This window comes from Nocardia sp. NPDC057455, assembly GCF_042802775.1.
Lineage (GTDB): Bacteria > Actinomycetota > Actinomycetes > Mycobacteriales > Mycobacteriaceae > Nocardia.
On sequence record NZ_JBHVDM010000027.1, the window covers coordinates 1 to 24,253 of the forward strand.

Here is a 24,253-nt window from a genome sequence, read left to right on the forward strand (position 1 = left end):
GCGGTGGTGTTGGGGTTGGTTTTGGTCTCGTCGGCGGCGGGGGGGTGGTCGGCGGGGGGGTCGCGGGCGCGCCCCCCGGCGCCGCCCGCCCGGTTCCTGGCATCTGCATCAGTGATGCGGAGCCATGTCGTGCAGACGTCCCGACACCGTCGGCAGCGCCGCTACCGCGACCACCGCCGTCACCACGCCGACTACCCATGCGGTCCAGGATGCGCTGCGGTACTCCGTGAAGTCCATGACCCACGGGGAGAGGAACAGCAGCGCGCCGCACAGGCCCATCACGTAGTCCGCCGCCGCCATGTCGGGGCGGGCCATCTGTGCCAGACCGGTGAGAGCGATGAGCACGCCGAGCACGATCAGCGACCACATGGCGTTGTCGTTGGTGTCCACCCAGAGGGGGGACAGCGCGGCGAAGGCTCCGAGCACGACAGCCAGAAAATCCTGCGCGCGGCTCTCGGTGAACATGGGTACCTCCTCGAGCTATGAGTATGTGCTGTCTTCGGTATATCCCTGATTGACCGACCGATCAATATCGGAACGGGAACAATTGCGCGGCTGTTGCTCGCCCATTGACGCGTGATGGCCGTCACAGGGGAATGAACCAAGCAGAGGTTAGGGTGGGCTTCGTCGCACCGCCGGTTCCGTGGAATCGGCTGCCGGTTCCAAGGAAGGGATGGCCGCATGACCGCGCCGATCGTGATCGTCGGAGCAGGCCTCGCGGGCCTGCGCACCGCGGAGGAACTGCGCCGGGCGGGCTACGCCGGTGAACTCGTGCTCCTCGGTGACGAGCCGCGGCTGCCCTACGACCGGCCGCCGCTGTCCAAGCAGTTCGTCCGCGGCGAGACCGACGACACCACGCTGCGTCCGAGCGAGTTCTTCGCCGAGAAGCAGATCGATCTGCGCTCGGGCACCGAAGCCGTCGGGGTCGACACCGGCGCGCGCCGCGTCCGCCTCGCCGACGGAACGACGCTGGACTACGACCAGCTGATCATCGCCACCGGCCTGCGCCCGCGCCGCCTTCCCGGCCTGCCCGATCTCGGCGGCGTGCACGTGCTACGCGGTCATTCCGACGCCGTCGCCCTGCGCGCCGACCTCAGCGGCGCCCGCACGGCGCTCGTCGTCGGTGCGGGCTTCATCGGCTGTGAGCTGGCCGCGAGTTTCCGGGCGCAGGGGGTGGATGTCGTGCTGGTGGAACCGCAGGCGACGCCCCTGGCCTCGGTGCTCGGCAGCGAAGTGGGCGAATTGGTGGCGCGGATGCACCGCGCGGAAGGGGTGGATCTGCGCTGCGGTATCGGCGTGGACACGCTGCTCGGCGACGAGGCAGGGCGGGTGCGTGGCGCCCGGCTGTCCGACGGTAGCGAGATCGCCGCCGACCTCGTCGTGATCGGGGTCGGCTCGCGGCCGGTGACCGAGTGGCTGAGCGATTCGGGGATCGCGCTCGCGGAACCGTCGGCCGGCGGCGGGGTGCTGGCCGACGAGGTGGGGCGCACCTCGGTCGCAGGCGTGTGGGCAGTCGGCGATGTGGCGGCGTGGTTGCACGACACCGGCTCGCGCAAACGCGTCGAGCACTGGACCAACGCGGGCGAACAGGCCAAATTGGTCGCCTGCGCGCTGCTGGGGGCGCAACCACCCACGGCCGCGCGCGTGCCGTACTTCTGGAGCGATCAGTACGACGTCAAAATCCAGGCCCTCGGCACCCCCGGCGCGACCGACGAGGTGCACATCGCCTCCGACGACGGCCGCAAGTTCCTCGCCTACTACGCCCAGGGCGGCAATCTCACCGGCGTCGTCGGCGCGGGCATGACCGCCCAGGTGATGAAGGCGCGCGCCAAGATCGCCGCGGGCGCGCCGGTGACGGAGTTGCTGACGCCCAGCTGACCTCACGCCTGGGCGCGAGGCCGGGCTCTGGCTAAACGCGGCTGCCGCGCGACTCGACCACGGCGGACCGCCGGCGAGTTCTGCGCCATCATGCCCGCATCCCGGCCCCGGAACCCTCGGTGATGACCATGCCCTTGGCCAGAGCCGGGCCGACAGCGGCGGATGAGTGCCAGGGTCGGACGAACCACTCGCGTCGTCGGCAGCCCTCGTGCCCGGGCGGACACACACTCTGTCGAGTTCACGGACCGGACTTCGCGTGGCGGGCGAATCCGGGCAGGATCCGGCGGCACCGCGTCGTCCGGCGGTGGGCCCGCCGCTGTCGTGGGAACGTTCGCCGCGCTCGAACGCCCTGCGGTGCTGTCATGGGGCTGTAATACGGTGGTGCGGTGATCGTCGCGCTCATCGACTCGGGTCTGGGGTTGCTGCCCACCTCCGCTTGGTTGCGCAAGCTGCGGCCGGATGTGGATCTGCTGCTGCAACTGGATCCGGAGGGCGCGCCGTGGGGGCCGAAACCAGAAGACTGGGTGGTCGAGCGGGTGGTGAACGCCGCGCGGACCTCACTCCGGTCGGGCGCCGAGGTGATCGTCCTGCCCTGCAACACGGCCAGCGTCACCGCGCTGGAGCACGTGCGCGCCGACGTCGGGCCCGAGGTGCCGGTGATCGGCACCGTGCCCGCGATCAAGCCCGCGGCGGCCGTGTGCCGATCGGTGGCGGTCTGGGCCACCGCGGCGACCACGGCCAGCCGGTATCAGGCCGATCTGATCGCTGAATTCGGCGGTGACGCCGACGTGGTCGGCGTGGCATGCCACGGGTTGGCGGACGCGATCGACCGTGGTGATCTGGCCGCCGCCCACGCGGCGATCGCCGACGCCGCCGCGCGTACTCCACCGGAGGTCGAGGGCGTGGTGCTCGGCTGCACGCACTACCCGCTGGTCACCGACGCGATCGTCGCCGCGCTACCGAACGGCGTCCGCCTGTTCGACAGTGCCCAAGCCGTTGCGGCGCAGACCATTCGGCGCATCGAGGCGCTGGGCCGCCCGAGCACCGGCGACGGCGAGATCCGGGTGCTCAACAGCGGCCGCCCCGGTGCGCTGCCGGCCAGCGCGGCCGCCTTCGAGTCGGGGCGCGTACTGGGCGCGCAGGGATGAACCGCGGTCCGGCATCGCGCTCGCCGCGTTGACGACCTGTCCGCGCTGACGGCGGCCGCTGGCGCACAGATCATTCGGAACAGGAGCGTGGTTCGATGAGCGACTCGGTGACCGCGGCCGACGTGCAGGCGGCTTTGCGGGAACTGGCGAATCCGGCCGAAGCGACGCACTTGCAGCGGTTCTTCAAGACCGGTCCGGGCGAGTACGGCGAGGGTGACGTGTTCCTCGGCGTCCGGGTCCCGGTGAACCGTGGTGTCGCGAAACGCTTCGCGGCGCTTCCGTTGGACGAGGTCGACAAACTGCTCGACAGCGACGTGCACGAGGACCGGTTCGCCGCGCTGGTCATCCTGAACGCGCGCTTCGCCGCGGCGTCGCGGCCGCGCTCCTTCGACGACGCCGCGCGCGCCGCCATGGTGGAGCTGTATCTGGCGGCCGTGCGGCGCGGCCGGGTGAACAACTGGGATCTCGTGGACGTGTCGGCGGAGAACATCGTCGGCCCGTGGCTGCTGGACAAACCGCGTGACCTGTTGTTCGAGCTGGCGCGGGTCGAGTCGCTCTGGGAGCGGCGGGTAGCGCTGCTGTCCACCTTCGCCTTCATCAAGGCGGGCGACGCGTCGACCACCTTCGCGCTGAGCGAACTGCTGCTCGGCGACCGCCGTGATCTGATCCAGAAGGCAGTGGGCTGGATGCTGCGCGAGGTCGGTAAGCGGGTCGACCGGAGCCTGCTGACCGGCTTCCTCGACCGGCACGCACCGGCCATGGGACGTACCGCGTTGAGCTATGCGACCGAACATCTGCCGCCCGAGGTCCGCGCCGAATACCGCGCGCGATAGTCACCGCAATCGGACGGCTATCAGCGCTGTTCCGGGCGAACGCAAAGTTGCGTTCGAAATGGCGGCTCGATCAGAACTGGATCTTCAGGTGGTCGGTCACCGGATGCGCTTGGCAGCCGAGAATGTAGCCGTTCTCGATATCCTCCGGGTCGAGAATCTCGGCGTTGTCCATTTCGACCTTGCCCTCCAGCACCGTGCAGGCGCACGAACCGCATTCGCCTTCCTGGCAGGAGTAGGGCACATCCAATCCCTTGGCCAGCATGATGTCCACCAGCGTCTGCTTGCGCGGCCATTTCAGCTCGTGCACTTCGCCGTCCAACTCGACCTCGACCGTCGCCGCGTCGGCGGCCTCCTCGTCGGAGACCTCGACCGGCGCCTGGTCGGCGAACGGGTCACCGGCCAGTGAGTTGAACACTTCGGCGTGCGTGCGGGCCCGCGGCACGCCCACTTGTGCGAGCGCGTCGTGCACCCGGTCCATGAACGGCTTCGGCCCGCACATGAACGCGTCGTAGCCGCGATACGGGGCGACCAGGGTGGCCAGTGCGTCGGCCGTCGGCAAACCCTGCAGATACTCCAGCCAGTGGATCACGGTGAGTCGCTGCGGGTGCTTATCCGCCAGATCGCGCAGCTCACCGGCGAAGATCACCGACTCGTGGTCGCGGTTGGCGTAGACCAGCACGATGCGGCCGGTGCCGCGGGCCAGCGCCGACTTCAGGATGGACATCACCGGCGTGATGCCGCTGCCCGCGCCGAACAGCAGCAGATCCTCGTCCAAGTCTTTCGGGGTGAAGACGCCCGAGGGCGGCAGCACCTCGATCTGGTCGCCCGCTCGAACGTTGTCGCACACCCAGTTCGACCCGTAACCGCCTTCGGTCCGCTTGACGGTCACCTTCGGGCGGTCGTCGGTGTGCGGCGAGCTGGCCAGCGAGTAGCACCGCGCCACCGAGCCGGTTCGGTCGCTGGGGATGCGCAGGGTGAGGAACTGGCCCGGCTGGTAACGGAATTTCTCGGCCAGCTCGTCGGGAACGTCGAAGACCAGCGAGCGGGTATCGGCCGTCTCGGTGATGACCGCGGACACCCGCAGCACGACCGAGCGCGAGCCGTGTGGAACCTCGACAGTCGTCATGTCGTCCTCTCGAACCTGGCACGGGCTTCCCGCGACGTCAAAACTAGAACGTGTTTCAGTTTCATCGTACGTCGGGCGTCGCCTGGCGGACAAGCTGGGCCTCCAGCCCGGCGATCAGCACCTCCATGCCGAAGTCGTAGGAGTAGCGTCCGCGCAGGTCACCGATATGCCGCGTAGCCCGCTCGACAACGGGGGGCAGCGTGACGTCGGCGGGCGCGGAGCGGTCGCGCGGGTTCACCCGGCTGCGGCCGAACAGGTAGGTGTGGATGGTCGCGTAGGCGGCCAGGATGTTGCGGTCGCCGAAGCCCGCGTCGTCCAGGATGTCCATGATCGCGGCGATCAGGTCCAGCTGTTTGCCGAGCATCTGCTCGATGAGAATGTCGCCGAGGCCGGGATGCTTGCGCAGCTTCTCGTCGATCTGGTCGACGAGATCGCGCAGCCGGTGCTGCCACGGCCCCGATTCGGTCGGTGGCGTGCGCACTCCGGTCAGTGCCGCGCTGGCGACGAGGTCGAGCAACTCGCGTTTGTCGGCGACGTAGTAATAGGGCGCCATCGGGGAGACGCCGAGTTCGCGGGACAATCGCCGCATCGACAATTTCTCGACGCCGTCCTCGCGCACCACCCGCAGTGCGGCTTCGACGATCTCGGATTCCGACAGCGTTCCATTCGTAGTGCTCGCGGGCCCTCCGTGGTTACGCAAGCTTCCGCCTCCAGGCCTGATGCGCACACCACTCGGTGCTGCCGCCCCCGTTCGCCTGCATTCGTCCGACTCCCATGCCACCTCTACCACTGCGGGCTTGTGTCGCCCGTCACATTCTGTTCAGCTGCTTGCCATCCGCAGTCTAGAGCGCGGGGTATCGGTCTCGTCGCCGCCTGTTCCACTCGGCGTGCGGCCGAACGGGCCGGTCGAGCGGGTCGTGGGCCTGCCGATTCCTCGGGCTCGCCGATCCGCTGGCTGAAACCTGTTCTTTTGTCAGTTGATGACGTTATTGTGTGAGCACGAACTGCACCGGGCAGTTCGCACACGGATCGTCCTCACGGAGGTAGCCATGCCGGAATACGGGTCCATCGGACACGCCGACACCGACAACACCGGACGGATGGAGACCGCCGCCGCGCGGTCGGCCGAAGAGGCGCCGCTGGTCGAGGAGAGCCTCATCGAAGAGGTATCCATCGACGGCATGTGCGGCGTCTACTGACGGGCGGCGGACGATCATGCTCGATCTCGATACCCGCTGGCAGCTGCACCCGCGAGTGGCGTTGCGCCCGGAGCCGTTCGGCGCGTTGCTCTATCACTTCGGCACGCGCAAGCTGTCCTTCCTGAAGAGTCCGCGGATCGTCGAGATCGTCCGGTCGCTGCCGGAGCACGCGTCGGCCCGCACCGCCCTGCATGCGGCGGGCGTGCCGGACGCGGGTGCGGGCGCCTACGTCGACGCGCTGACCCAGCTCGCCGATTCGGACATGATCATCGGTGCGCCGGAAGGTGCGCCGCCGCCGGTCGTGAAGGCGGCCCCGGCGGTGGAAATGGTCTCGTCGGGCGGGGCGGTGCGGTTGGTGGATCGCTTCGAGTCCGGCCTGGCCGCGCCGATCTGCTTGACCTGGGAGCTCACCTACGCCTGCAACCTGTCCTGCGTGCACTGCCTGTCCTCCTCGGGCCGACGGGACCCGCGCGAGCTGAGCACCGAACAGTGCAAGGCGCTGATCGACGAGTTCGAGCGCATGCAGGTGTTCTACGTGAACATCGGCGGCGGTGAGCCCACGGTGCGTCCGGACTTCTGGGAGCTGGTCGACTACGCGACCGCGCACCACGTGGGCGTGAAGTTCTCCACCAACGGGGTGCGGATCACGCCCGAGGTCGCGGCCCGGCTCGCGGCCAGCGACTACGTCGACGTGCAGGTGTCGCTGGACGGCGCCGACGCCGAGGTCAACGACGCCGTGCGCGGCCCCGGCTCCTACGCCATGGCCATTCGCGCGCTGGAGAACCTCGCCGCGGCGGGTTTCCGGGACGCGAAACTGTCGGTGGTGGCGACCAGGCACAACATCGGACAACTCGACCAGTTCCGCGCCATCGCCGAAAGGTACGGGGCCACCTTGCGTTTGACCAGGCTGCGGCCGTCGGGGCGCGGTGCGGACGTGTGGGACGAGCTGCATCCGACGCCCGACCAGCAGCGCGTGCTCTACGACTGGTTGCTGCGCAACGGGGAGGGCGTGCTCACCGGTGACTCGTTCTTCCATCTCTCGGCGTTCGGTCAGACGCTGCCGGGCCTGAACATGTGCGGCGCGGGCCGGGTGGTCTGCCTGGTCGACCCGGTCGGGGACGTTTATGCCTGCCCGTTCGCCATTCACGATCGGTTCCGCGCCGGAAACGTCGTGGCCGACGGCGGTTTCGGCGCCGTGTGGCGGTCCTCGGACCTGTTCGGGGAGCTGCGCGAGCCCAGCGGCGGCGGCGCGTGCGCGTCGTGCAGCCACTACGACGCCTGCCGGGGCGGCTGTATGGCGGCGAAGTTCTTCACCGGGTTGCCCGCCGACGGTCCGGATCCGGAGTGCGTCCAGGGCTACGGCGAAGCGGCGCTGGCCGACACCGCGCGGATGATCCCGCGTTCGTCGGTCGACCACTCCCGCCGGGTCGCACCGCGCGCGGGCGGGCGCAAGAGCGCGCCGGTCCCGTTGACGTTGAGCGCGACGCGCCCGGCCGGTTTCGCGCCGGAACGCCGCCCGTCGCGGGCCTGTGACGAGAGTCCGCTGGCCTGAGGCAATGAGGTTTGCCAAAAGTGTGCTAATGACGTGGGCGCAACTATCGCCCGGTCCTCGACCGGGCGATAGCCGCCGCGTTGCCGAATGCTGGAGAGCGGCTCCTGGCGAACTCTCGGCATCGGGCGCGGCACGAGCCGCTTCCGGTGGCGGGCCGGTTTCGCCCGGAAATCCGCCGTTTTTTCCGGACTGTTGATGCCTGGCCGTGAAACTCCGCCTAGCATGCCAGGAATGCGCCATGATCGCCTGCCCGACGGTTTCGGGGTGCGAATCGATCCACGGGTACGCGCATACTCCGGCGGGCGGGTTCTGATCGGCGGTTCGCCGGCCAGGTTGCTGCGACTTGCCCCGGAGGCCGCCGAGATGATCGGCGACGGGTACCTCGAGGTGACCGGCCCGAAGTCCGCTGTTGTTGCCAGACGGCTGCTCGACTCCGGAGTGGCCAACCCTCGCCCCCGGCTGCTGCCGTCGCCGGAGGACGTCACCGTCATCGTCCCGCTGCACAACAACGCCGAAGGCCTGGCCCGGCTGCTCGCCGCGTTACGGGGGCACAACGTCGTCGTGGTCGACGACGGGTCCGACCAGCCGGTCCGGATCCCGCGCAACCGTGGTACCCGTTGCCGGGTGACCGTGCTGCGGCACGACCGCAAGCAGGGGCCTGCGGCCGCGCGCAACGCCGGCTTGCGAGCGGCGACAACCGACTTCGTCGCGTTCCTGGACTCCGACGTGGTGCCGCGCAGCGGATGGCTGGAGGTGATGCTCGGCCACTTCAGCGACCCGGGGGTGGCGTTGGTCGCCCCGCGGATCGTCGCCCTGGACGCGGAGTCCAATGCGCTGGCGCGCTACGAACACACGCGCTCCTCGCTCGACCTGGGTAGGCGCGAGGCGGCCGTGCGCTCGGGCGGATCGGTGTCCTACGTGCCGAGCGCGGCGCTGCTGGCGCGGCGCAGGGCGCTGCTGGAACAGGGCGGCTTCGACGAGTCGATGCACGTCGCCGAAGACGTCGACCTGTGCTGGCGGCTGGAGCGGGCGGGCTGGCGGCTGCGCTACGAGCCCGCGGCGCACGTGGCGCACGACCACCGGGTGTGCTTCCGCGCCTGGTTCGGCCGAAAGCTGTTCTACGGCACGGGCGCCGCGCCGCTGGGCGAGCGGCACGCCGGAACGGTGTCGCCGCTCTCGGTGCCGTCCTGGACATTGCTGGCGGCGTTCCTGTTCGCCACGCTGACCAAGTGGGGACTGCTCGGCGGCGTCCTCACGCTGATCACCGCGCTGGCCCGGTTGCGCCGCGTGTTCGCCGAGCTGGACAACCCCACCCGGATCGCCGCGATCTATCTGGCGCGCGGTTTCTTCGCCGGGCTCTGGCGCTTGGCCTCGGCGATGTGCAGGCACTACTGGCCGATCACGCTGCTGGCGATGGTTCTGTCGCGGCGCATCCGGCGCATCGCGATCACCATGGCCCTCGCCGACGGCCTGGCCGACTGGTTCACCCACCGCGACGCGGGCGGCCTGGACCCCGTGCGCTACGTGGCCTACAAGCGTCTCGACGACATCGCCTACGGCACCGGCCTGTGGCTCGGCGCGTTCCGCGCGCGCAGCATGGAAGCGCTGAAACCCACCACGCCCTCGCGCTGAATCGACCCGGACTACCCGCGATGACCTGAATCTTGCCCGCACCTTCGCCCAGCCGCCCGGCGCCGCGAACCGCGCCGAGACACTGAACGGGAGTCCGAATGGCCGACACGCTCATCGTCGGGGGCGGTACCGCCGGGTGTGTCCTCGCGGCACGGTTGAGCGCCGATCCGGCGCACGCGGTGCGACTGCTCGAGGCCGGTCCGCTGTGGACCAGCCCCGACGCGATGCCCGCCGAATTGCTGGACGCCACGACGCTGCCGATCGGCCCGGAGGTGGGGTGGCTGTGGCGCTACGAGGTCGTCCTCGCCGAGGACCCGCCGGTGCCGGGAACCATCGTGCGCGGCAGGGTGATCGGTGGCTCGGGCGCGATCAACGGCGGCTATTTCGTCCGCGCCACGGCGGCGGATTTCGATGCCTGGAGCGGGGTGCTCGGCGGCTCGGACACCTGGTCGTTCGAGTCCGTGCTGCCGTTCTACTGCCGGATCGAGCGCGACCTGGACTTCGGCGATCGACCTTGGCACGGTGATCGGGGCCCGATTCCGGTGGTGCGCACCTCGGATCCTTCCCCGGTCAGTGCGGCGTTCACGCAGGCATGCCTCGCCGCCGGGTTCACCGAGGTGCCCGATCTCAATGCCCCCGGCAGCGGCGAAGGTGTCGGCGTCGTGCCGTGCAATCGCGACCACGGCAGGCGGATCGGGCCGTCGATCGGCTATCTGTTGCCCGCTCTGTCCCGCTCCAACCTGACCGTGACCGGAGAAACGTCGGTCACGCGCATCCGCTTCGACGGAACGCGGGCGGTGGGTGTGGAATGGATCCGCGACGGCGAGAGCGGCATCGAATGGGCCGACCGCATCGTGCTCTGCGCGGGAGCGATCGAGTCGGCCGCGCTGCTGCTGCGTTCCGGCGTCGGTGACCCGCAACAACTTCGACCGCTCGGCATCCCGGTGGTGCACCCCGCTCCGGTCGGCGCCTGGTTCGGCGACCATCCGGAAGTAGGGATCTCCTATCTGCTCGACCTGGCCGAACCGCCGGCCGTCCCGCTGGAGACCGTGCTCGAAGTCGGCGATATCGAAATCCGTCCTTACGCTGTGTCGTTCACCCCCGGGGTACGCAGGCTCGGCGTCACGCTGATGCGCCCGCGCTCCTCCGGGGTGCTCCGCTTGCGGTCGGCCGAATCCGGCGCCGCGCCGCTGATCGATTACCGCTATCTCACCGCCGAGCCGGATCGCGCCCGGCTGCGCGACGCGGTGGCGACCGCGGGTGGGCTGCTGCGAGGAATGAACGCGCGGCCGGTCGATCCCATTCCGCAGGCCGGGGATCTCGAATCTTGGCTACGCGCGAATCTCGCCACGTCGCAACATTTGTCCGGCACCTGTCGAATGGGGCGGGACAACGATCCGATGGCGGTGGTGGACGAGCTGTGCCGGGTGCACGGAGTAACCGGGTTGTCGGTGGTGGATCTGTCCATCGTGCCCGTGCCACTGGGCCGTGGACCGCAGGCCACGACCATGATGATCGCGGAGAAGGCGGCCGCACACCTGGCCGGTGAAAAGCGTCGCGGATGATCGGGTTGCTCTGTCGCGGCGGCATGGGCGGCCTACCGGGCCACGGTCGATCGTGACTCGTCGCTGTACGCGCAGATCGAGGCCGAGATCCGGGTGCTGGACCGCCGCCTCGGGGCCGGTGCAACGCGAATGCAACGTTCCGGCTCATAATCTGCACAAGCATCGGCGTGTGAACCCGTCGTCGCGATCGAACGCGGTCGCGCGCCCAGGGCTGTACCGGACTCCCGCCGCTGGTAACCGTGTTGGACGTTTGTCCAGAAATTTTTAGTGCAAAGAGTTCCTTTTTATTAGCGAAGCGCCTAATGTTCGCAATGCACGGATGACCGCCGTGCGATGTAGCTGGCATAACCGTGGCGTCCGCTCCACGGCGATGACGTTGGAGGATGGATCGAACGCTAGGCGAGACCGGCGGACGCGACGCTCGCCGCGGCGGCCACCTGGTCGCCGATCTCGTAGAAATCTGCCGGATTCCGCGCTTTGGCTTTCGCATAGCTCGCGCTGATCATCGAATCGCACGTGGTGTCACGCCATGCGCCCGGACTGGGCAGCCGGGTGTAGCGGCTTGTTCGTGCTGCTCAAAAGCGGTCGGACAGCCGTTGTTTCGCCGAGTAGGAGGCTCTGGTGCACGATACGGAGTTGGGTGGGTACAGCGCGTTGCCGCAGCGTTCCGTCGAGCCGGAGCCGTCGGGGGCCGCACCCGAGCCGTTCGCCCTGGCGCCCGCCCAGCTCGGCGTCTGGTACGCGCAGCTGCCCGAGCCGGACGTGCCGATCAACGTCGCGCAGTACGTGGACGTGCGCGGTGAGCTGGATGCCGCTCTGTTGCGGGAGGTCTCGGTCGAGGCGGCGCGCGAATACGAGTCGGTGCCGGTGCGGCTCGGCGAATCCGGCGGCGTCCCGTACCAGTGCGTCGACTTCGAGCTCGCGGTCGACATTCCACTGATCGATCTGCGCGACCGGGCCGACCCGGTGACCGCCGCGCACGCCTGGACGCGCGCCGACGCGAGCGCACCGGTAGCCCTGCGCACCGACCGGCTGCCCGCGCCCTCCGGCCTACCGGTGTTACGGGTGGACCGAGTCGACCAAGCCGTCGCCGCCGCGCCGGTGTGGGACCGGGAACGAGTCGCGGCCCTGCGGCCCGAGCATCCGGCGTATGTGATCTTCACCTCGGGATCGACCGGTCTGCCCAAGGGCGTCGCGGTCACCCACCGGGCGATCGTGAACCGGTTGGTGTGGATGCGGCGGACCTATCGACTATCGACGGAAGATGTTGTGCTGCAAAAGACTCCAGCGACATTCGACGTGTCGGTATGGGGATTCTTCTGGCCGCCGCAGATCGGCGCGACGCTGGTGCTCGCCCAGCCGGACGGGCACCGCGATCCCGCTTATCTGTATCGGGCGATTGACGAATTCAGAGTTGCGACAGCGCATTTCGTGCCCTCCATGCTCGAGGCCTTCCTCGCCGACCGGCACGTCGCGTACCGTACGTCGCTGCGCGCGGTGTTCGCGTCCGGGGAAGTGCTGCCCGCCGCGCTCGCCCAGCGGCTGCGCGCGCTGACCGGCGCTCGCCTGCACAATCTGTACGGTCCGACCGAAGCAGCGGTCGACGTCACCTTTCACGAAGTCACCGACACCGATACTCTCTCGGTGCCGATCGGCGCGCCGGTGTTCGACACCAGGCTCTCTGTCCTCGATTCGCGGCTACGGCCGGTACCGGTCGGGGCGCCGGGTGAGCTGTATCTGTCGGGGGTACAGCTCGCCCGGGGCTACGTCGCGCGACCGGAACTGACCGCGGCGCGCTTGGTCGCCGACCCGTTCGGCGGGCCGGATGAGCCCGCGCGGGCGGGGAACCGGATGTATCGCACCGGTGACCTGGTGCGGTGGACGCCGCACGGGGAACTGGAGTATCTCGGCCGCACCGACTTCCGGGTGAAGCTGCGCGGCCTGCGCCTCGAGCTCGGCGAGATCGAGGCCGTGCTCGGCCGGGTGGACTCGGTGGCCCGCGCGGTGGTCGTGCTGCGCGACGACGCGGGCGTCGGCGAGCAGCTGGTGGCCTACGTCGTGGCAGCGGAGCCGGGTGCGGTGCGGACCGACCGGCTGCGGGCCGCGGCGGCCGAGGCACTGCCCGGATATATGGTGCCGACGGCCTACGTGGTGCTCGACACACTGCCGGTGACCGCCTCGGGGAAATCGGATCGTCGCGCGTTACCCGCTCCCTGCATCGCTTCGATCGGCTACAGCGCGCCCACCACGGCCGTGGAGCGGGCGGTCGCGCGCGTCTTCGCCGAAGTGCTCGGTAACAAGCTGGTCGGTCGCAACGACGACTTCTTCGCACTCGGCGGAAACAGTCTGGTGGCCACGCAGGTCGCCGGCCGGTCGGCCGCCGACCTGAACTGCCCGCTCGGAGTCCGCGACGTGTTCGCCGCCTGCACGGTGGCCGAACGCGCCGCACTCGTCGAGCGGGCCGGTGGATCCGGCGGCGCGTCCTTGGTCGCGCAGCTGCGGGCACGGCCACGGCCGCCGCTGGTTCCGCTTTCTCCGGCGCAGCAGCGCATCTGGTTCCTCAACCGGTTCGAGCGATCCGGCGCGAGCTACAACATGCTGTTCGTGGTGCGCTTGCGCGGCGCGGTGGACGTCACCGCCCTGCGGCAGGCGCTCGAGGACGTGGTCATCCGGCTCGACGATGCCGAGGCAATCGCCTTCGAACTGCCCGAACTGTCGGTCGCCACCAGTACCCTGGACACCGGAGTGACCAAGCTGGATCTCCAGTTCACGGTCACCGAGAACTCCGCCGGCGCCGGACTCGGGGAAGGTTCGGCACCGGCGGGGGTTCGCGCGGAATTCACCTACGCCACGGATCTGTTCGACGAAGCCACCATCGCCGGCTACGCCCGCGCGCTGATCGCCTTCCTGTCCGCGGTCATCGCCCATCCCGGGATCGCGGTGCGCGATCTGCCCTTTCTCGACCACGAGGGGCAAGCGCGCCCCTCGCGGCCGGGCAGGCCGATGCGGGCGTCCAGGACCCGACGGAGACCTTGCTCACCGCCTTCGAGGCGCAGGTGCGGCGCACCCCGGGCGCGGTCGCGGGCCGTGGACGGCACCGTGCACAACCACGCGGTGCACGCTTCGCACTGGCGGATGACCTCGAAATCCGCGCTGACGCGGATCGGCCACGTCCTCACCGTCGCACTCGCCGACACCGAGCGTCCCTAGACCCCCGAACCCTCGACCGACCAGGAAGAAGGAAAGCCGAAATGACCAACCCGTTCGAAGACGACGATGCCAAGTTCTACGTCCTGATCAACAAGGAGGGCGAACACTCCCTGTGGCCGGTCTTCGCCGCCGTCCCCGGTGGCTGGACCATCGCCTACGGCGCCGCCAACCGCAAGTCCTGCCTGGAATACGTGGAGACGCACTGGGTGGACATGCGCCCCGAGTCGCTCATCGAAGCCATGTCCAGCGAGGCGAACTGACCACCTGAATACCGGGGCGCGCCGGTCCACATCCCCCCTGCCGACCGGCGCGCCCCGCCTCGTCTCGGGGCTCAGGCCTTGGCGTGCGCCGAGTCGATCACGGCGTGCGCATGCTGGCGCCAGTCGCTGACAGCTCTGGTGCGCAGGCCGCCGAGCGCCGAGTCGAACTGCTTGGCGCGCTGGGTGACGGTGAGCCCGACGTAGGTGTGCGCGTTCGTGATCGCGTTGGTCGCCACCGCGCAGGCTTCATCGATCTCACCGGAGGCCAGCAGCGCCGTGGCGTGCTCGAAGCGGACCAGGGCGGGTTCCATGGTCTCCGATGGGTCGTACAGCGCCATCGCGCGGGCGGCCGCCACGGCGGTCTCGTCGGCTCGGCCGAGGCGGGAATATCCGATCGCCTGATAAAAGGCGAGTTTCTCCGGGCGGAAAGAAAAAATACCGACCGAAAGGTCCTCCGCCCCCACGTCGTCCAATGCCGATGCCGATCGCGCGATACACCGCGCGAATTCGTCGGCGTGGCCGAGACTGGCGTGCGCGCGTGCCGCCATTCCCCACAACCACGCGGCGGCCGGGCCGTAGGACGGATTTTCTTGCAATCGTCCGTCGAGTAACTGCAAAACTTCCTTCGGCTTATCGCTATAGGTCGGCAAATACGCGAGCCCGGCCAGGGCGATGTCCTCCGAATAGCGGTCGCCGATGTCTTGCGCGGCGTGGATCGCGGTGGCATACCACATCCGCGCCTGGCCGAAATGCCCCTCGTTGAAGAGGATCTCGCCGACAACGTTGGCCAGCCTGCCCGCGGTCCGCACCAGCCGGACCTGATGATGGGTGGGCTGCCGTTCGCCGAGGCAGCCACGGACCAGCCGGAATTGCTCGAGCCCGGTCTGCAGCAGCTCGTGCGGCGGCACCTGGACCACGCGCGTGCCGAGGACCTCGGCGGACTGCTCCAGGAACGCCAGTCGGCGTTCGCTGATCGACCCCGCGTCGAGGGTTGCCAGCATCCGTTCCGGTTCGCTCGCCACCAGGTCCGCCGCCTGGCCTGCCACGCCCGCGCCGATGCAGGCCAGCAGTTCTCGCCTTCTCACGTCGTCTTCCTCGACTTCCTTGTCGAGCCCGATTTCCCTACCGAGCTTGGTGTGCCTTTCGGGCGCCGAATCGGCGCTTTCGTAGTCGGGGGCGGTCGTCCGGCCCGTCACGATCGCACGCTCGAATCGTTCGGCGACGACGGAATCGACCTGCGACAGGACCCTGTCGAGGAGACGCTGGCTAGCGGCGTGCATCCGGGTCGTCCGGCCGTTCTCCCACAGGACCACGGTGCGCGGTGTGACGCCCACCAGACGCGCGAATTCGTAACGGCTTCGCTTCATCGCCGTGCGAAGCGCATGTACAGCTTCGCCCGTCCAGTCGACCTCCACCATAGGTCTCTCTTCCTCGCTCCAGGCCGCTACAAACGGAAAGTACTCGCAATTACCGCATTCGGGTCTGTTATCTACCGAATCGCAACGCGCACTGTTGAATCGCACCCGGCATCGGGGGTCCGCCCAAACCCTGTCGAGGGCGCCCGTTGTCCGGAACCCGGCGCACGGTCCCGACACGGCCCGATCCATCCGTGTCGAGCGCGGTCCGGCGGCGCCTTCTCGGTGCCGGGTGCACTGCACAAGTGGAGGTTCAAGATGGACGTGTTGCACTCGGACGTCAGAGAGTTGTGGCTGGTACAAAGCCGCGACTGCACCCAGGAACCGCTCGGTCTGACCTATGACCGCGCGCGGTTCCTGTGTGCCGTCCACGCCGGGCACGGTGCGAGCTGCCGTCAGTATCTAACCGCGTCGGCGTTCTGTTCCCGGCAGGCCGCCGGCCGGTAACCCGCCATGGAACCGCTGCTGAGCGTGCTCGGCGCGTGCACGCTGCTGGTGGCGGCCATCGTCGTGGTCGGATCGTGTCTGCCGCACGGCGGCGCCGAGGACGCCCACCGGCCGCCCGAGCAGCCGTTCACCATCGAACAGGCGCACCGGGTGATGCAGGGCCACCGCCCTTGCCGCGCGGACGTCTGCCCCCGCAAGCAGGCAGCCTTCCGCACCCTGGTCGCGTCCGGCCGCGTCGTCCCCGACAGTCGGGCCGACGGATACCTGCGCTGACCGAATCTCGGCGCGCCGACTTCGCTGCGCCCCGCGCGGCAGCGGAGTTCACCCACCGGCCGGGACTACGGCGAGGGAGCCCCGACCGGTGCCGGAGTCCTCGTATCCCCCGTACGGCGGGGATACGAGGATTTGCGGTCTGCGTCGCAGCGTCGCGTTATGGCTTTTCGGGTTTTCTTCGCGCGCTTTCGAATGCGAGTCGATGTCGGAGGGGAACATCTACTCCAGGCAGTCGGCGCGCTCGGACGCGACCCCGCGAGAAGTTCGATCAGGAAGCGCAGCGTGTTGCGCTCGCGTCGTTCGGCACTTACCAAGAGTGGGCCGAATCGCATTGCGGCGCAGGAAGAATGCGACGACTCTCAAATAGATTCCTCGTAACGAGCGGCGATTGCTGCGGCGCGGTTGCGCAGAGTGGTGCGCAACCATTGCGGGGCAAGGGCTTCCGCGTCCGTCGCGAGTTGCCACAACGCCCATTCGGCGTGTCGTGAATCTTGGAAGGTCGCCTCCAGCCGCAACCAGCCGTCTGCGTCGGCTTCTTCGGCGCGGATGGCGAGTGCGGTGCCGGTCAGGTCATCCCGCCGCGCCGAGTGCACCCGAACCAGCACGGTGACGCGGTCGCCGCCGATCCGGAACCGCGTGCTGCGTTCCTGCCAAGCCTGGTCCAGATCGACCCGGTCCGGTCGCTGTGCGGGTTCGGAAAGTTCCTCGGCGGCCGACACCCGCGACAGCCGGTAGGTGCGGTCCGCGCCGGCCCTCGTGGCCAGCAAGTAGCCCTGGCCGCGGACGGTGACCAGGCCGATCGGGTCCACCGTGCGCCACTTCGGCGTCTGCTCCACGGCCGCGTATCGGATGCGCAGCTTGTGTCCGGCGAACACCGCGCGCCGGACCTCGGCCACTATGGTGTCGGGCACCTCCTCGGCGACCAGCCGACGCGAGAGGAGGTCGGTCTCCGGCTCGATGAGCAATCGCTTGGCCGCGTCGCTCGCGGTGGCCCGAAAGCTCTCGGGCAGCGCGTCGACCACTTTGAGCATGGCCGAAGCGAGCGCCGAACCGAGGCCGAATACCTGTGCGCCGCGCCGTGATCCGGCGACCAGCAGCGCGAGCGCCTCGTCGTGGTTGAGTCCGGTGAGTTCGGTCTGGAAACCGGGTAACAACGCGAAACCGCCGTGCCGGCCGCGTTCGGCGTAGACCGGGACGCCCGCCGTGGAGAGGGCTTCGATGTCGCGCAGCACGGTACGGGTGGATACCTCCAGCTCGCGGGCGAGCGTGTCCGCCGTCAACCGACCGCGCTGACGCAACAGCAGCACCAGCGAGACCAACCGGTCGGCGCGCATACCGGAAACTTACCGGAATACACGACCGAGGATGTCGTGATTTGTTGGGAGGCTGATGGACGTACGAACTCTCGATGACTCGATTGGAGCTGAAGTGGGGATGGAACGAACGCCGATCAACCCGGTGACGTGGGCGGCGGAGATGGGGTTCAACCAGGGTGAGCTCGTCTCCGGGCACACCCGGACTCTGTACTGCTCCGGGCAGACCGCGATGAGCGACGACGGCAAGCCCCAGCACGACGGTGACATGGCGGCGCAGGTGGCGCTGAGCCTCGACAACCTGGAGGCCGTGCTCCGCGAGGCCGGCATGTCTCTCGCGAACCTCGTCCGGCTCAACGTCTACACCACCGACGTAAATCTCCTGTTCCCGCACTACCCCGTACTGACGTCGCGGCTAACCGCCGCCGGGGTAGCGCCGACCACCACGATGCTCGGAGTGACACAACTGGCCCTCCCCGGCCAAATGGTCGAACTCGAGGCAACCGCCGTCGCCTGATGGGTCACGAGTGGCACATGGCTGCGGTGAATCGCGAGTAGACCTCGCGGTGGTGTGCCACTCGTGCAGGTTCAAGCCTGTGAGCCTGGTCGTGGTCGAGTGCATTCGAGGGGTCGGCGGGGGTGGGTCGGGGCGGCGGGCATGATTTGCCGTCGCGCCGGGTTGCTCTGCGGCATCATTATGTTTACCTGGTGTTTTCTGCTGGTGAGCATGGTTTTTCGCGTCGGATGCGCGGCCCGGTTGTCCTACGCGGGCGCGGCGCGCCGGACAGCCGGGCCGGTGATCGGCCGGGTCAGGCGGCAGCCGATAGTGTCTCGAATTCGTCGTCGCTCAGCGTGATTCGTGCGGCGGCGATGTTCTCCTCCACGTGCGCGACGCTGGAGGTGCCGGGGATCGGCAGCATCACCGGGGAGCGGCGCAGCAACCAGGCCAGAGCGAGCTGGGCGGGGGTCGCGCCGTGGTCGGCGGCGGCGGACGCCAAGGGACCGCCGGGGGCGGCGAGTTCGCCCGTGGCGATGGGGAACCACGGGATGAACGCGATGTTCTCCTGCTCGGCGTAGTTCAGCACGTCTTCGTCGGCGCGGTTGGCGAGGTTGTACAGGTTCTGCACCGAGACGATGGTGGCGAGTTCGCGTGCCTGACGCAGCTGTTCGACGGTCACCTGGGAGAGGCCGATGTGCCGGATCTTGCCCTCCTGCTGGAGCGCGACGAGTTCGCCCAGTTGGTCGGCCAACGGCACCTGGGGGTCGATGCGGTGCAGCTGGTACAGGTCGATGCGGTCGACGCCCAGGTGGCGCAGGCTGAGTTCGGCTTGCTGGCGCAGGTATTCGGGCCTGCCGACCGGACGCCATTCGTTGGGCCCCTGCCGCGTGAGACCGGCCTTGGTGGCGATTACGAGGTCATCGCGATAGGGGTGCAGGGCCTTGCGGATCAGATTCTCACTGACGAACGGGCCGTAGGAGTCGGCCGTGTCGATGAAGTTGACGCCGAGCTCGACCGCGCGGCGCAGAACGCGTACCGCCTCGTCCGGGTCCTTCGGGTCGCCCCACACCCCGGGGCCGGTCAACTGCATCGCGCCGTACCCGAGCCGGTGCACCGGAAGATCGCCGCCGATGGCGAAGGTTCCGGAGGCCGCCGCGGTCTGCGCGTCGAGATCTGTGCTCATGTGGATGTTCCTTCCGAAGTCGGAAACTGTGCGAATGCTCTGCGAGCGTCGCGCCGGTCCGCGCGCGCTCTCCTGCCGCAACAGCGCTGACCCGAGGTCGATTCCCGCACGACGTTCGCCGGTGGCGTAAACACCCCACCGGTCCCCCGCCCGCCCCGCCCGGCCCCCGCCCGCCCTGCCCGGCCCCTGCTCGCCCCGCCCGGCCCCCGCCCGCCCCGCCCGTCCCTCACCGGGGCCGAGGTCGAGACCTGCACCTGACGTCGGGCGCATCGAATCGCCCCAGCGGATGGCGCGGGCCCCACCCGGCGAGTGGCACACCACCGAGGAACCTACTCGCGGAACGCCGCAGCCATGTGCCACTCGTGCGGGATAACCGGCGCGTGCTTCGGGATTGCGACGGGGCGTGGGTTTGGCGGTGGTGACGTGGTCTGGGTCACGTTGGTTGGTCGAAGAGGATCGCCTGCATCAGGCGGATCACCCGTCGCGGCGAGCATGCCGGGTCGGTGGATCCGAAACGCTCACCCAGGTCGACGACCAGGGCGAACGCGGCGTGCACGAGCAGGCGCGCTTCGGCGGCGGAGAGCTCGGGCCGCACGCAGGCCAGCAGTTTGGCCCACTCCTCGACGTTGAGGCGCTGGATGTTGCGCAGCACGGTGCGCTCCTCCGGCGGCACGTTGCTGATCTCGGCGTAGTAGACGAAGGTGAGTTCGCGCTCGGCGAACGAGCCCGCCACGTACAGCTCGATCAGGGTGTCGAGCGCTTGCTCCGGCGTCTCGGCGGCGGCGACGGCGGGCCCGATGGCCGCCGACACCCGATCCGCCGCCCGGCGGAACGCCGCCGTGAGGATGTCGCCCTTGCCGCGGTAGAACCGGTACACCGCCGAGGAGGCGGGCAGTCCGGCGGCGGTCGCGATGTCCTCCACGCTGACGTTCGGGTATCCGCGCTGGTGGAACAGCTCGACCGCGCGCATCAGCAGCAATTCGTGTTTGAAGGTCAGCGGGATCTCGGTCACGGCGAGGTTCTCGGTCTCGGCGCTACCGGCCGCGGGCAGCTCACACGCGGCGAGTGCGTAACAGGCCGCGGTCAGCCGCGCGGTGAGCGCCCGCACCGGAATCGACACGTGGTGATCGCCGATGCTGCTGAGCACGCTCAGCTCCGCGGCGGCGAGCACGGAGCGGTCGGCCTTGGGCAGTGCGGGTCTGGCCTCGGCGAGCAGCGACGTGAGCGCCGCGTTCACGCCCGCGAGCTGATCGGCCAGGGTGGCCGCGTCGGCGTCCTCCAGGTAGCGCCGCTGCCAGCGCAGCAGCGCGGCGCTGCGTCGGTTGGCGATAGCGGCCCCGATCAGGGCGTCGAGCACGCGTTCGAGCCGTTGCGCGGCGGGCAGGCCCGTGGCATCCGGCAGCCGGGCCGCTTCCTGACTGACCGTGCCCAGCCGCAGCACTTCCTCGCGGAACAGGGCGTACTTGCTCGGATAGTGGCGATACAGCGCCGCGGAGCTGATATCGAGCCGGGAGGCGATGTCGTCCATGCTGACGCCGTGGTAGCCCAGCGCACCGAATGCCTCGGCCGACGCGGCCGCGATCTGCGCGCGGCGGTCGCGCGGTCGGCGCCGGATCACCCGTGCCGGTGTCCCATCGGCCGCCTTGTCCGCAGCGTGGCGATCCTGGGCACCCATGCCGCGATGGTAGCCCAAGCCAACGTTCGGTACAGCGACGCCGCCCTATCGGGGAAACAACTGAATGTTAGATCACAAAAAAGCTGCGATCCGGCTTCCATAGTCGAACTATGAGGCCTATCGATCGAGAATTATCGATAACATACTCGGTTAGCGCGCGGGCCTGCCGAACAGCACCGACTGCATCAGCAGCCGCACCCGGTCCTGCGCGGCCAGCGGCTCGTTGCCGAAGGCGCGGCCCAGATCGACGACCACCGCGAAGGCGGCGTGCACCAGGATGCGCGCCTCCGCGGCAGCGAGTTCCGGTCGCATCTCGCGCAGCAGCCGGGCCCACTCCTCGACGCTGAGCCGCTGGATATTGCGCAGCACCGTGCGCTCCTCGACCGGAACGTGCTGGAACTCGGTGTAATACACGAAGGTGAGCGCGCGTTCGGCGAACGATCCGGCCACATACTGCGTGATCAACGCCTTGAGCGCGTCCTCGGAACCGGTGGCCGCGGCCACGGCCGGGCCGACGGCGCCGGAAACCCGTTCGGCGGCCCGGCGGAACGCGGCGGCCAGGATGTCGCTCTTGCCGCGGTAGAACCGGTACACCGCCGAGGCGGCCGAAAGCCCTGCGGCGGTGGCGATGTCCTCCACGCTGACGTTGGGGTAGCCGCGCTCGTGGAACAGCTCGACCGCTTTGCGCAGCAGCAGTTCGTGTTTGAACGAGTCCGGGATCTCCACCACCGCGACCGGTTCGACCGCCCGAGTGGCGGGCAGCTTCGCGTGCGCGACCGACCAGCAGGCCGAATGCAGCAGGCGGGCAAGAGGTTTTACCGGAAGGGCGGCGTGATGGTCGGCGATGCTGGTGATCGTGCTGAGCAGGGCGGCACGCAGCACGCGCACGTCATCCTCGGCGAGTTCCGGGCGCAGCGCGGCCAGCTGGCTGCCGAGCGCGCCGAGCACCGTGGCCTGCTGCTCGTTGAGCGTGGTCTGGTCGTCGGGCTCGAGATATCTGACCTCCCAGCGCACCAGCGTGACGGTGGGGCGGTTGTCGATGGTGACCGCGATCAACGCGTCGAGCACGTGCCGGAGTCGCTGTTCGGGGGACCAGCCTGCCGCGTCCTCGGGCAGCTCGACCGATTCGGTCATCGCCCGGCCGACGCGCAGCAGTTCCTCCCGGAACAGCGCGTACTTGCTCGGATAGTGGCGGTACAGCGCGGCGGAGCTGATGCCGAGCCCGGAGGCGATGTCGTCCATGCTCACGCCGTGGTAACCGAGCGCGCCGAAGGCGGCCGCCGACGCCGCGGCGATCTGGGCACGGCGATTCTTCGGCCTGCGCCGGATCTCGCGAGGTGCCGAGTCGCCGCTGCTCGCCTTCCGCGCCGTACGGCGATTGTCGACACTCATGACGAACATCGTAACGACCTGGCCGAATGGCCGGGCTCGCCGTGTCACGGGATACGGCTCCCGGGGATGAGCGGCCCCCGGGAGCTGTACCTGTTCTCCGGTGCGCGCCGGCATGCGAAAGGCGGGATGTGCGCGCCGGTGCGTCCGGAAGCCGACAACCGGACTCGGCTGAACGTCGGGGGCACCATGCACGCCCGGCCGGGACTGGTTGTCGAACACAAATAAACTTACACGAAGATACTGCCAGTACAAGAGCTTGATTGGAAAAGAATATAGGTTCACATAGAGGTCAGCCGCGCGGGCTGACCACCACTCGGGCCCGGCCGCGCGGCACCGTGGTGATGTTGCGAATCTTGCCGCGTTCGGGCCTGCCGTCCGCCGGAAGCGAAAGAGCATGACGGACGAGGATTTCCCGCAGCACGGTGCCGCCCTCCAGCAGCGAGAATCCCGCGCCGATGCATCGCCGCACGCCCCCGCCGAACGGCAGCCAGGTGTTCGGCGCCACCTCGCCGTCCAGGAAGCGGGCCGGACGGAACACGGCGACGTCGGGGTAGGCATCGGTACGCCGGTGCGCGAGGACGATCGAGGTGGCGACCACGGTGCCCGCGGGGAGCCGCCGTCCGCCGATCGTCATGTCCCTGGTCAGTTTTCGATTGGTGCCGGAGATGATGGTGTGCAACCGCATGGCTTCCTTGAGCACCGCCTCGAGGTGCTTCTCGTCGCCCGTGCGCGCGGCCTCCGTCGCCTGCCGCTGGATCTCGGGGTCGGCGGCCAGTTCGTAGAGCGCCCAGGACAGCGCCGAGGCGGTGGTCTCGTGCCCGGCCAGCAGCAGGGTGATGAGCTGGTCGCGCAGTTCGGCATCGGTGAGCGGCGCGTCGCCGTCGCTCGCGCCGACCTGGAGCAGGCGCGACAGCACATCGGTGCGCTCGGCCAGATCGGTCGCACGCCGCCGTTCGGTGATCTCCGCGTAGAGCAGAGCGTCCACCGCCGACAGGTTCTCGGCGAACTTCCGCCACGGGCCGATCCGGCGCAATCTTTCGCTTTTGAAACCGAGGAAGACCAGCGGATTCAGGTGGACGATCCGGTTCAATCGAGGGCTGAGCTCGGCCCTGGTCCGCTCGTCGGTGACGCCGAAGACCACCCGCGTGATCACCTCGAGGGTCAGCGCGTTCATGCGGTCCAGCATGCGCACCGTGGATCCGGCCGCCCAACTCCCGGCCTCCGCCGCCGCGATCTCGATGATCAGCGCCCGGTAACCGCGCAGCGCGGAACCGTTGAACGCGGGCATGAGCAGTCTGCGGGCGCGCGCGTGCTCGGCCTCGTCGGTCAGCAGCAGCGAGTGCGGGCCCATGATCGCGCCCAGGATCTGGTTGCCCTCGCCGGCGTGCAGATCGCGCGGGTCGCCCGCGAAGATCTCCTTGATGTGCTCGGGGCGGGAGTGCACCACCACGCGGTCGGCGAACGGTGGAATCCGCAAGGTGAACACATCTCCGTAGCGGCGCGCCATCGCGGTGAGGAAGCGGGCCCGGTTTCGCTGGAACAGCACGCTCTGCACGAGCGGCGGCAGCGCGGGCCCGGGCGGATACCCCGCCGGATCGGTACGTTCTCGAACGTCCTGTGCGGCCACGATGCCACCTCCACGCGGATATCGGA

The 24,253-nt window shown here is 69.0% G+C and carries 20 protein-coding genes; 11 read left to right on the forward strand and 9 right to left on the reverse strand.

The annotated features are described in order from the left end of the window. Positions 1–108 precede the first annotated feature (108 nt). A complete protein-coding gene (locus ACFU5M_RS13680) occupies positions 109–465 on the reverse strand; it encodes an SPW repeat protein (RefSeq protein ID WP_040870186.1) in 357 nt (118 codons plus the stop codon). 216 nt (positions 466–681) lie between these two features. On the opposite strand from ACFU5M_RS13680, the gene ACFU5M_RS13685 reads away from it, so the two are divergent. The 3 genes from ACFU5M_RS13685 to ACFU5M_RS13695 all read left to right on the forward strand — a co-directional run bounded on the left by ACFU5M_RS13685 (position 682) and on the right by ACFU5M_RS13695 (position 3,859). Then, entirely contained in the window at positions 682–1,878 is a 1,197-nt protein-coding gene (locus ACFU5M_RS13685; RefSeq protein ID WP_379048692.1) for an NAD(P)/FAD-dependent oxidoreductase, read from the forward strand. Positions 1,879–2,264: 386 nt separating this feature from the next. Further along, on the forward strand, positions 2,265–3,026 hold the full coding sequence (locus tag ACFU5M_RS13690) for a glutamate racemase (RefSeq protein WP_379048694.1): 762 nt from the start codon (positions 2,265–2,267) through the stop codon (positions 3,024–3,026). A 95-nt stretch (positions 3,027–3,121) separates the two neighbouring features. Further along, entirely contained in the window at positions 3,122–3,859 is a 738-nt protein-coding gene (locus ACFU5M_RS13695) for a DNA alkylation repair protein (protein ID WP_379048696.1), read from the forward strand. A gap of 70 nt (positions 3,860–3,929) precedes the next feature. Here the strand turns inward: ACFU5M_RS13695 and ACFU5M_RS13700 are convergent, their stop codons facing one another. Then, positions 3,930–4,985 (reverse strand): 2Fe-2S iron-sulfur cluster-binding protein, encoded by a 1,056-nt coding sequence (locus ACFU5M_RS13700; RefSeq protein ID WP_379048698.1) that lies wholly within the window; start codon positions 4,983–4,985, stop codon positions 3,930–3,932. 61 nt (positions 4,986–5,046) lie between these two features. Beyond that, a complete protein-coding gene (mftR2, locus tag ACFU5M_RS13705) occupies positions 5,047–5,685 on the reverse strand; it encodes a mycofactocin system transcriptional regulator MftR2 (protein ID WP_379048700.1) in 639 nt (212 codons plus the stop codon). Positions 5,686–6,085: 400 nt separating this feature from the next. Here mftR2 and mftA point away from each other — a divergent pair, with 400 nt between their 5' ends. The 6 genes from mftA (at position 6,086) to ACFU5M_RS13735 (ending at position 14,403) form a co-directional block, all read left to right on the forward strand. Next, on the forward strand, positions 6,086–6,184 hold the full coding sequence (mftA, locus tag ACFU5M_RS13710) for a mycofactocin precursor MftA (RefSeq protein WP_157107015.1): 99 nt from the start codon (positions 6,086–6,088) through the stop codon (positions 6,182–6,184). Between the two features lie 16 nt (positions 6,185–6,200). Then, positions 6,201–7,736: a mycofactocin radical SAM maturase gene (gene mftC, locus ACFU5M_RS13715; protein WP_379048702.1), complete on the forward strand. Its 1,536-nt coding sequence runs from the start codon at positions 6,201–6,203 to the stop codon at positions 7,734–7,736. A gap of 231 nt (positions 7,737–7,967) precedes the next feature. After that, positions 7,968–9,368, forward strand: a complete 1,401-nt coding sequence (mftF, locus tag ACFU5M_RS13720; RefSeq protein ID WP_379048704.1) for a mycofactocin biosynthesis glycosyltransferase MftF — start codon at positions 7,968–7,970, stop codon at positions 9,366–9,368. A 98-nt stretch (positions 9,369–9,466) separates the two neighbouring features. Then, entirely contained in the window at positions 9,467–10,933 is a 1,467-nt protein-coding gene (gene mftG / locus ACFU5M_RS13725) for a mycofactocin system GMC family oxidoreductase MftG (protein ID WP_379048706.1), read from the forward strand. A 621-nt stretch (positions 10,934–11,554) separates the two neighbouring features. Continuing rightward, complete coding sequence (locus ACFU5M_RS13730) at positions 11,555–14,143, forward strand: amino acid adenylation domain-containing protein (protein ID WP_379048708.1); 2,589 nt, start codon at positions 11,555–11,557, stop codon at positions 14,141–14,143. Positions 14,144–14,184: 41 nt separating this feature from the next. Further along, entirely contained in the window at positions 14,185–14,403 is a 219-nt protein-coding gene (locus ACFU5M_RS13735; protein ID WP_379048710.1) for an MbtH family protein, read from the forward strand. 71 nt (positions 14,404–14,474) lie between these two features. On the opposite strand, the gene ACFU5M_RS13740 is transcribed toward ACFU5M_RS13735, so the two are convergent. Continuing rightward, positions 14,475–15,770, reverse strand: a complete 1,296-nt coding sequence (locus ACFU5M_RS13740) for a helix-turn-helix domain-containing protein (RefSeq protein ID WP_379048712.1) — start codon at positions 15,768–15,770, stop codon at positions 14,475–14,477. A gap of 501 nt (positions 15,771–16,271) precedes the next feature. On the opposite strand from ACFU5M_RS13740, the gene ACFU5M_RS13745 reads away from it, so the two are divergent. Next, entirely contained in the window at positions 16,272–16,538 is a 267-nt protein-coding gene (locus ACFU5M_RS13745) for a hypothetical protein (RefSeq protein WP_379048714.1), read from the forward strand. A gap of 359 nt (positions 16,539–16,897) precedes the next feature. Here the strand turns inward: ACFU5M_RS13745 and ACFU5M_RS13750 are convergent, their stop codons facing one another. Beyond that, entirely contained in the window at positions 16,898–17,872 is a 975-nt protein-coding gene (locus tag ACFU5M_RS13750; RefSeq protein WP_379048716.1) for a helix-turn-helix transcriptional regulator, read from the reverse strand. A 100-nt stretch (positions 17,873–17,972) separates the two neighbouring features. On the opposite strand from ACFU5M_RS13750, the gene ACFU5M_RS13755 reads away from it, so the two are divergent. Further along, positions 17,973–18,368, forward strand: coding sequence for a RidA family protein (locus tag ACFU5M_RS13755; protein ID WP_379048763.1), 396 nt, complete (start codon positions 17,973–17,975; stop codon positions 18,366–18,368). 292 nt (positions 18,369–18,660) lie between these two features. On the opposite strand, the gene ACFU5M_RS13760 is transcribed toward ACFU5M_RS13755, so the two are convergent. From ACFU5M_RS13760 to ACFU5M_RS13775, 4 genes are all read right to left on the reverse strand, one after another. Further along, positions 18,661–19,533: an aldo/keto reductase gene (locus tag ACFU5M_RS13760; RefSeq protein WP_379048718.1), complete on the reverse strand. Its 873-nt coding sequence runs from the start codon at positions 19,531–19,533 to the stop codon at positions 18,661–18,663. A gap of 433 nt (positions 19,534–19,966) precedes the next feature. Further along, positions 19,967–21,208 (reverse strand): TetR/AcrR family transcriptional regulator, encoded by a 1,242-nt coding sequence (locus tag ACFU5M_RS13765; RefSeq protein ID WP_379048720.1) that lies wholly within the window; start codon positions 21,206–21,208, stop codon positions 19,967–19,969. A 150-nt stretch (positions 21,209–21,358) separates the two neighbouring features. After that, positions 21,359–22,600: a TetR/AcrR family transcriptional regulator gene (locus ACFU5M_RS13770; RefSeq protein WP_379048722.1), complete on the reverse strand. Its 1,242-nt coding sequence runs from the start codon at positions 22,598–22,600 to the stop codon at positions 21,359–21,361. Positions 22,601–22,889: 289 nt separating this feature from the next. Continuing rightward, positions 22,890–24,227, reverse strand: a complete 1,338-nt coding sequence (locus ACFU5M_RS13775; RefSeq protein WP_379048724.1) for a cytochrome P450 — start codon at positions 24,225–24,227, stop codon at positions 22,890–22,892. Positions 24,228–24,253: the final 26 nt, after the last annotated feature.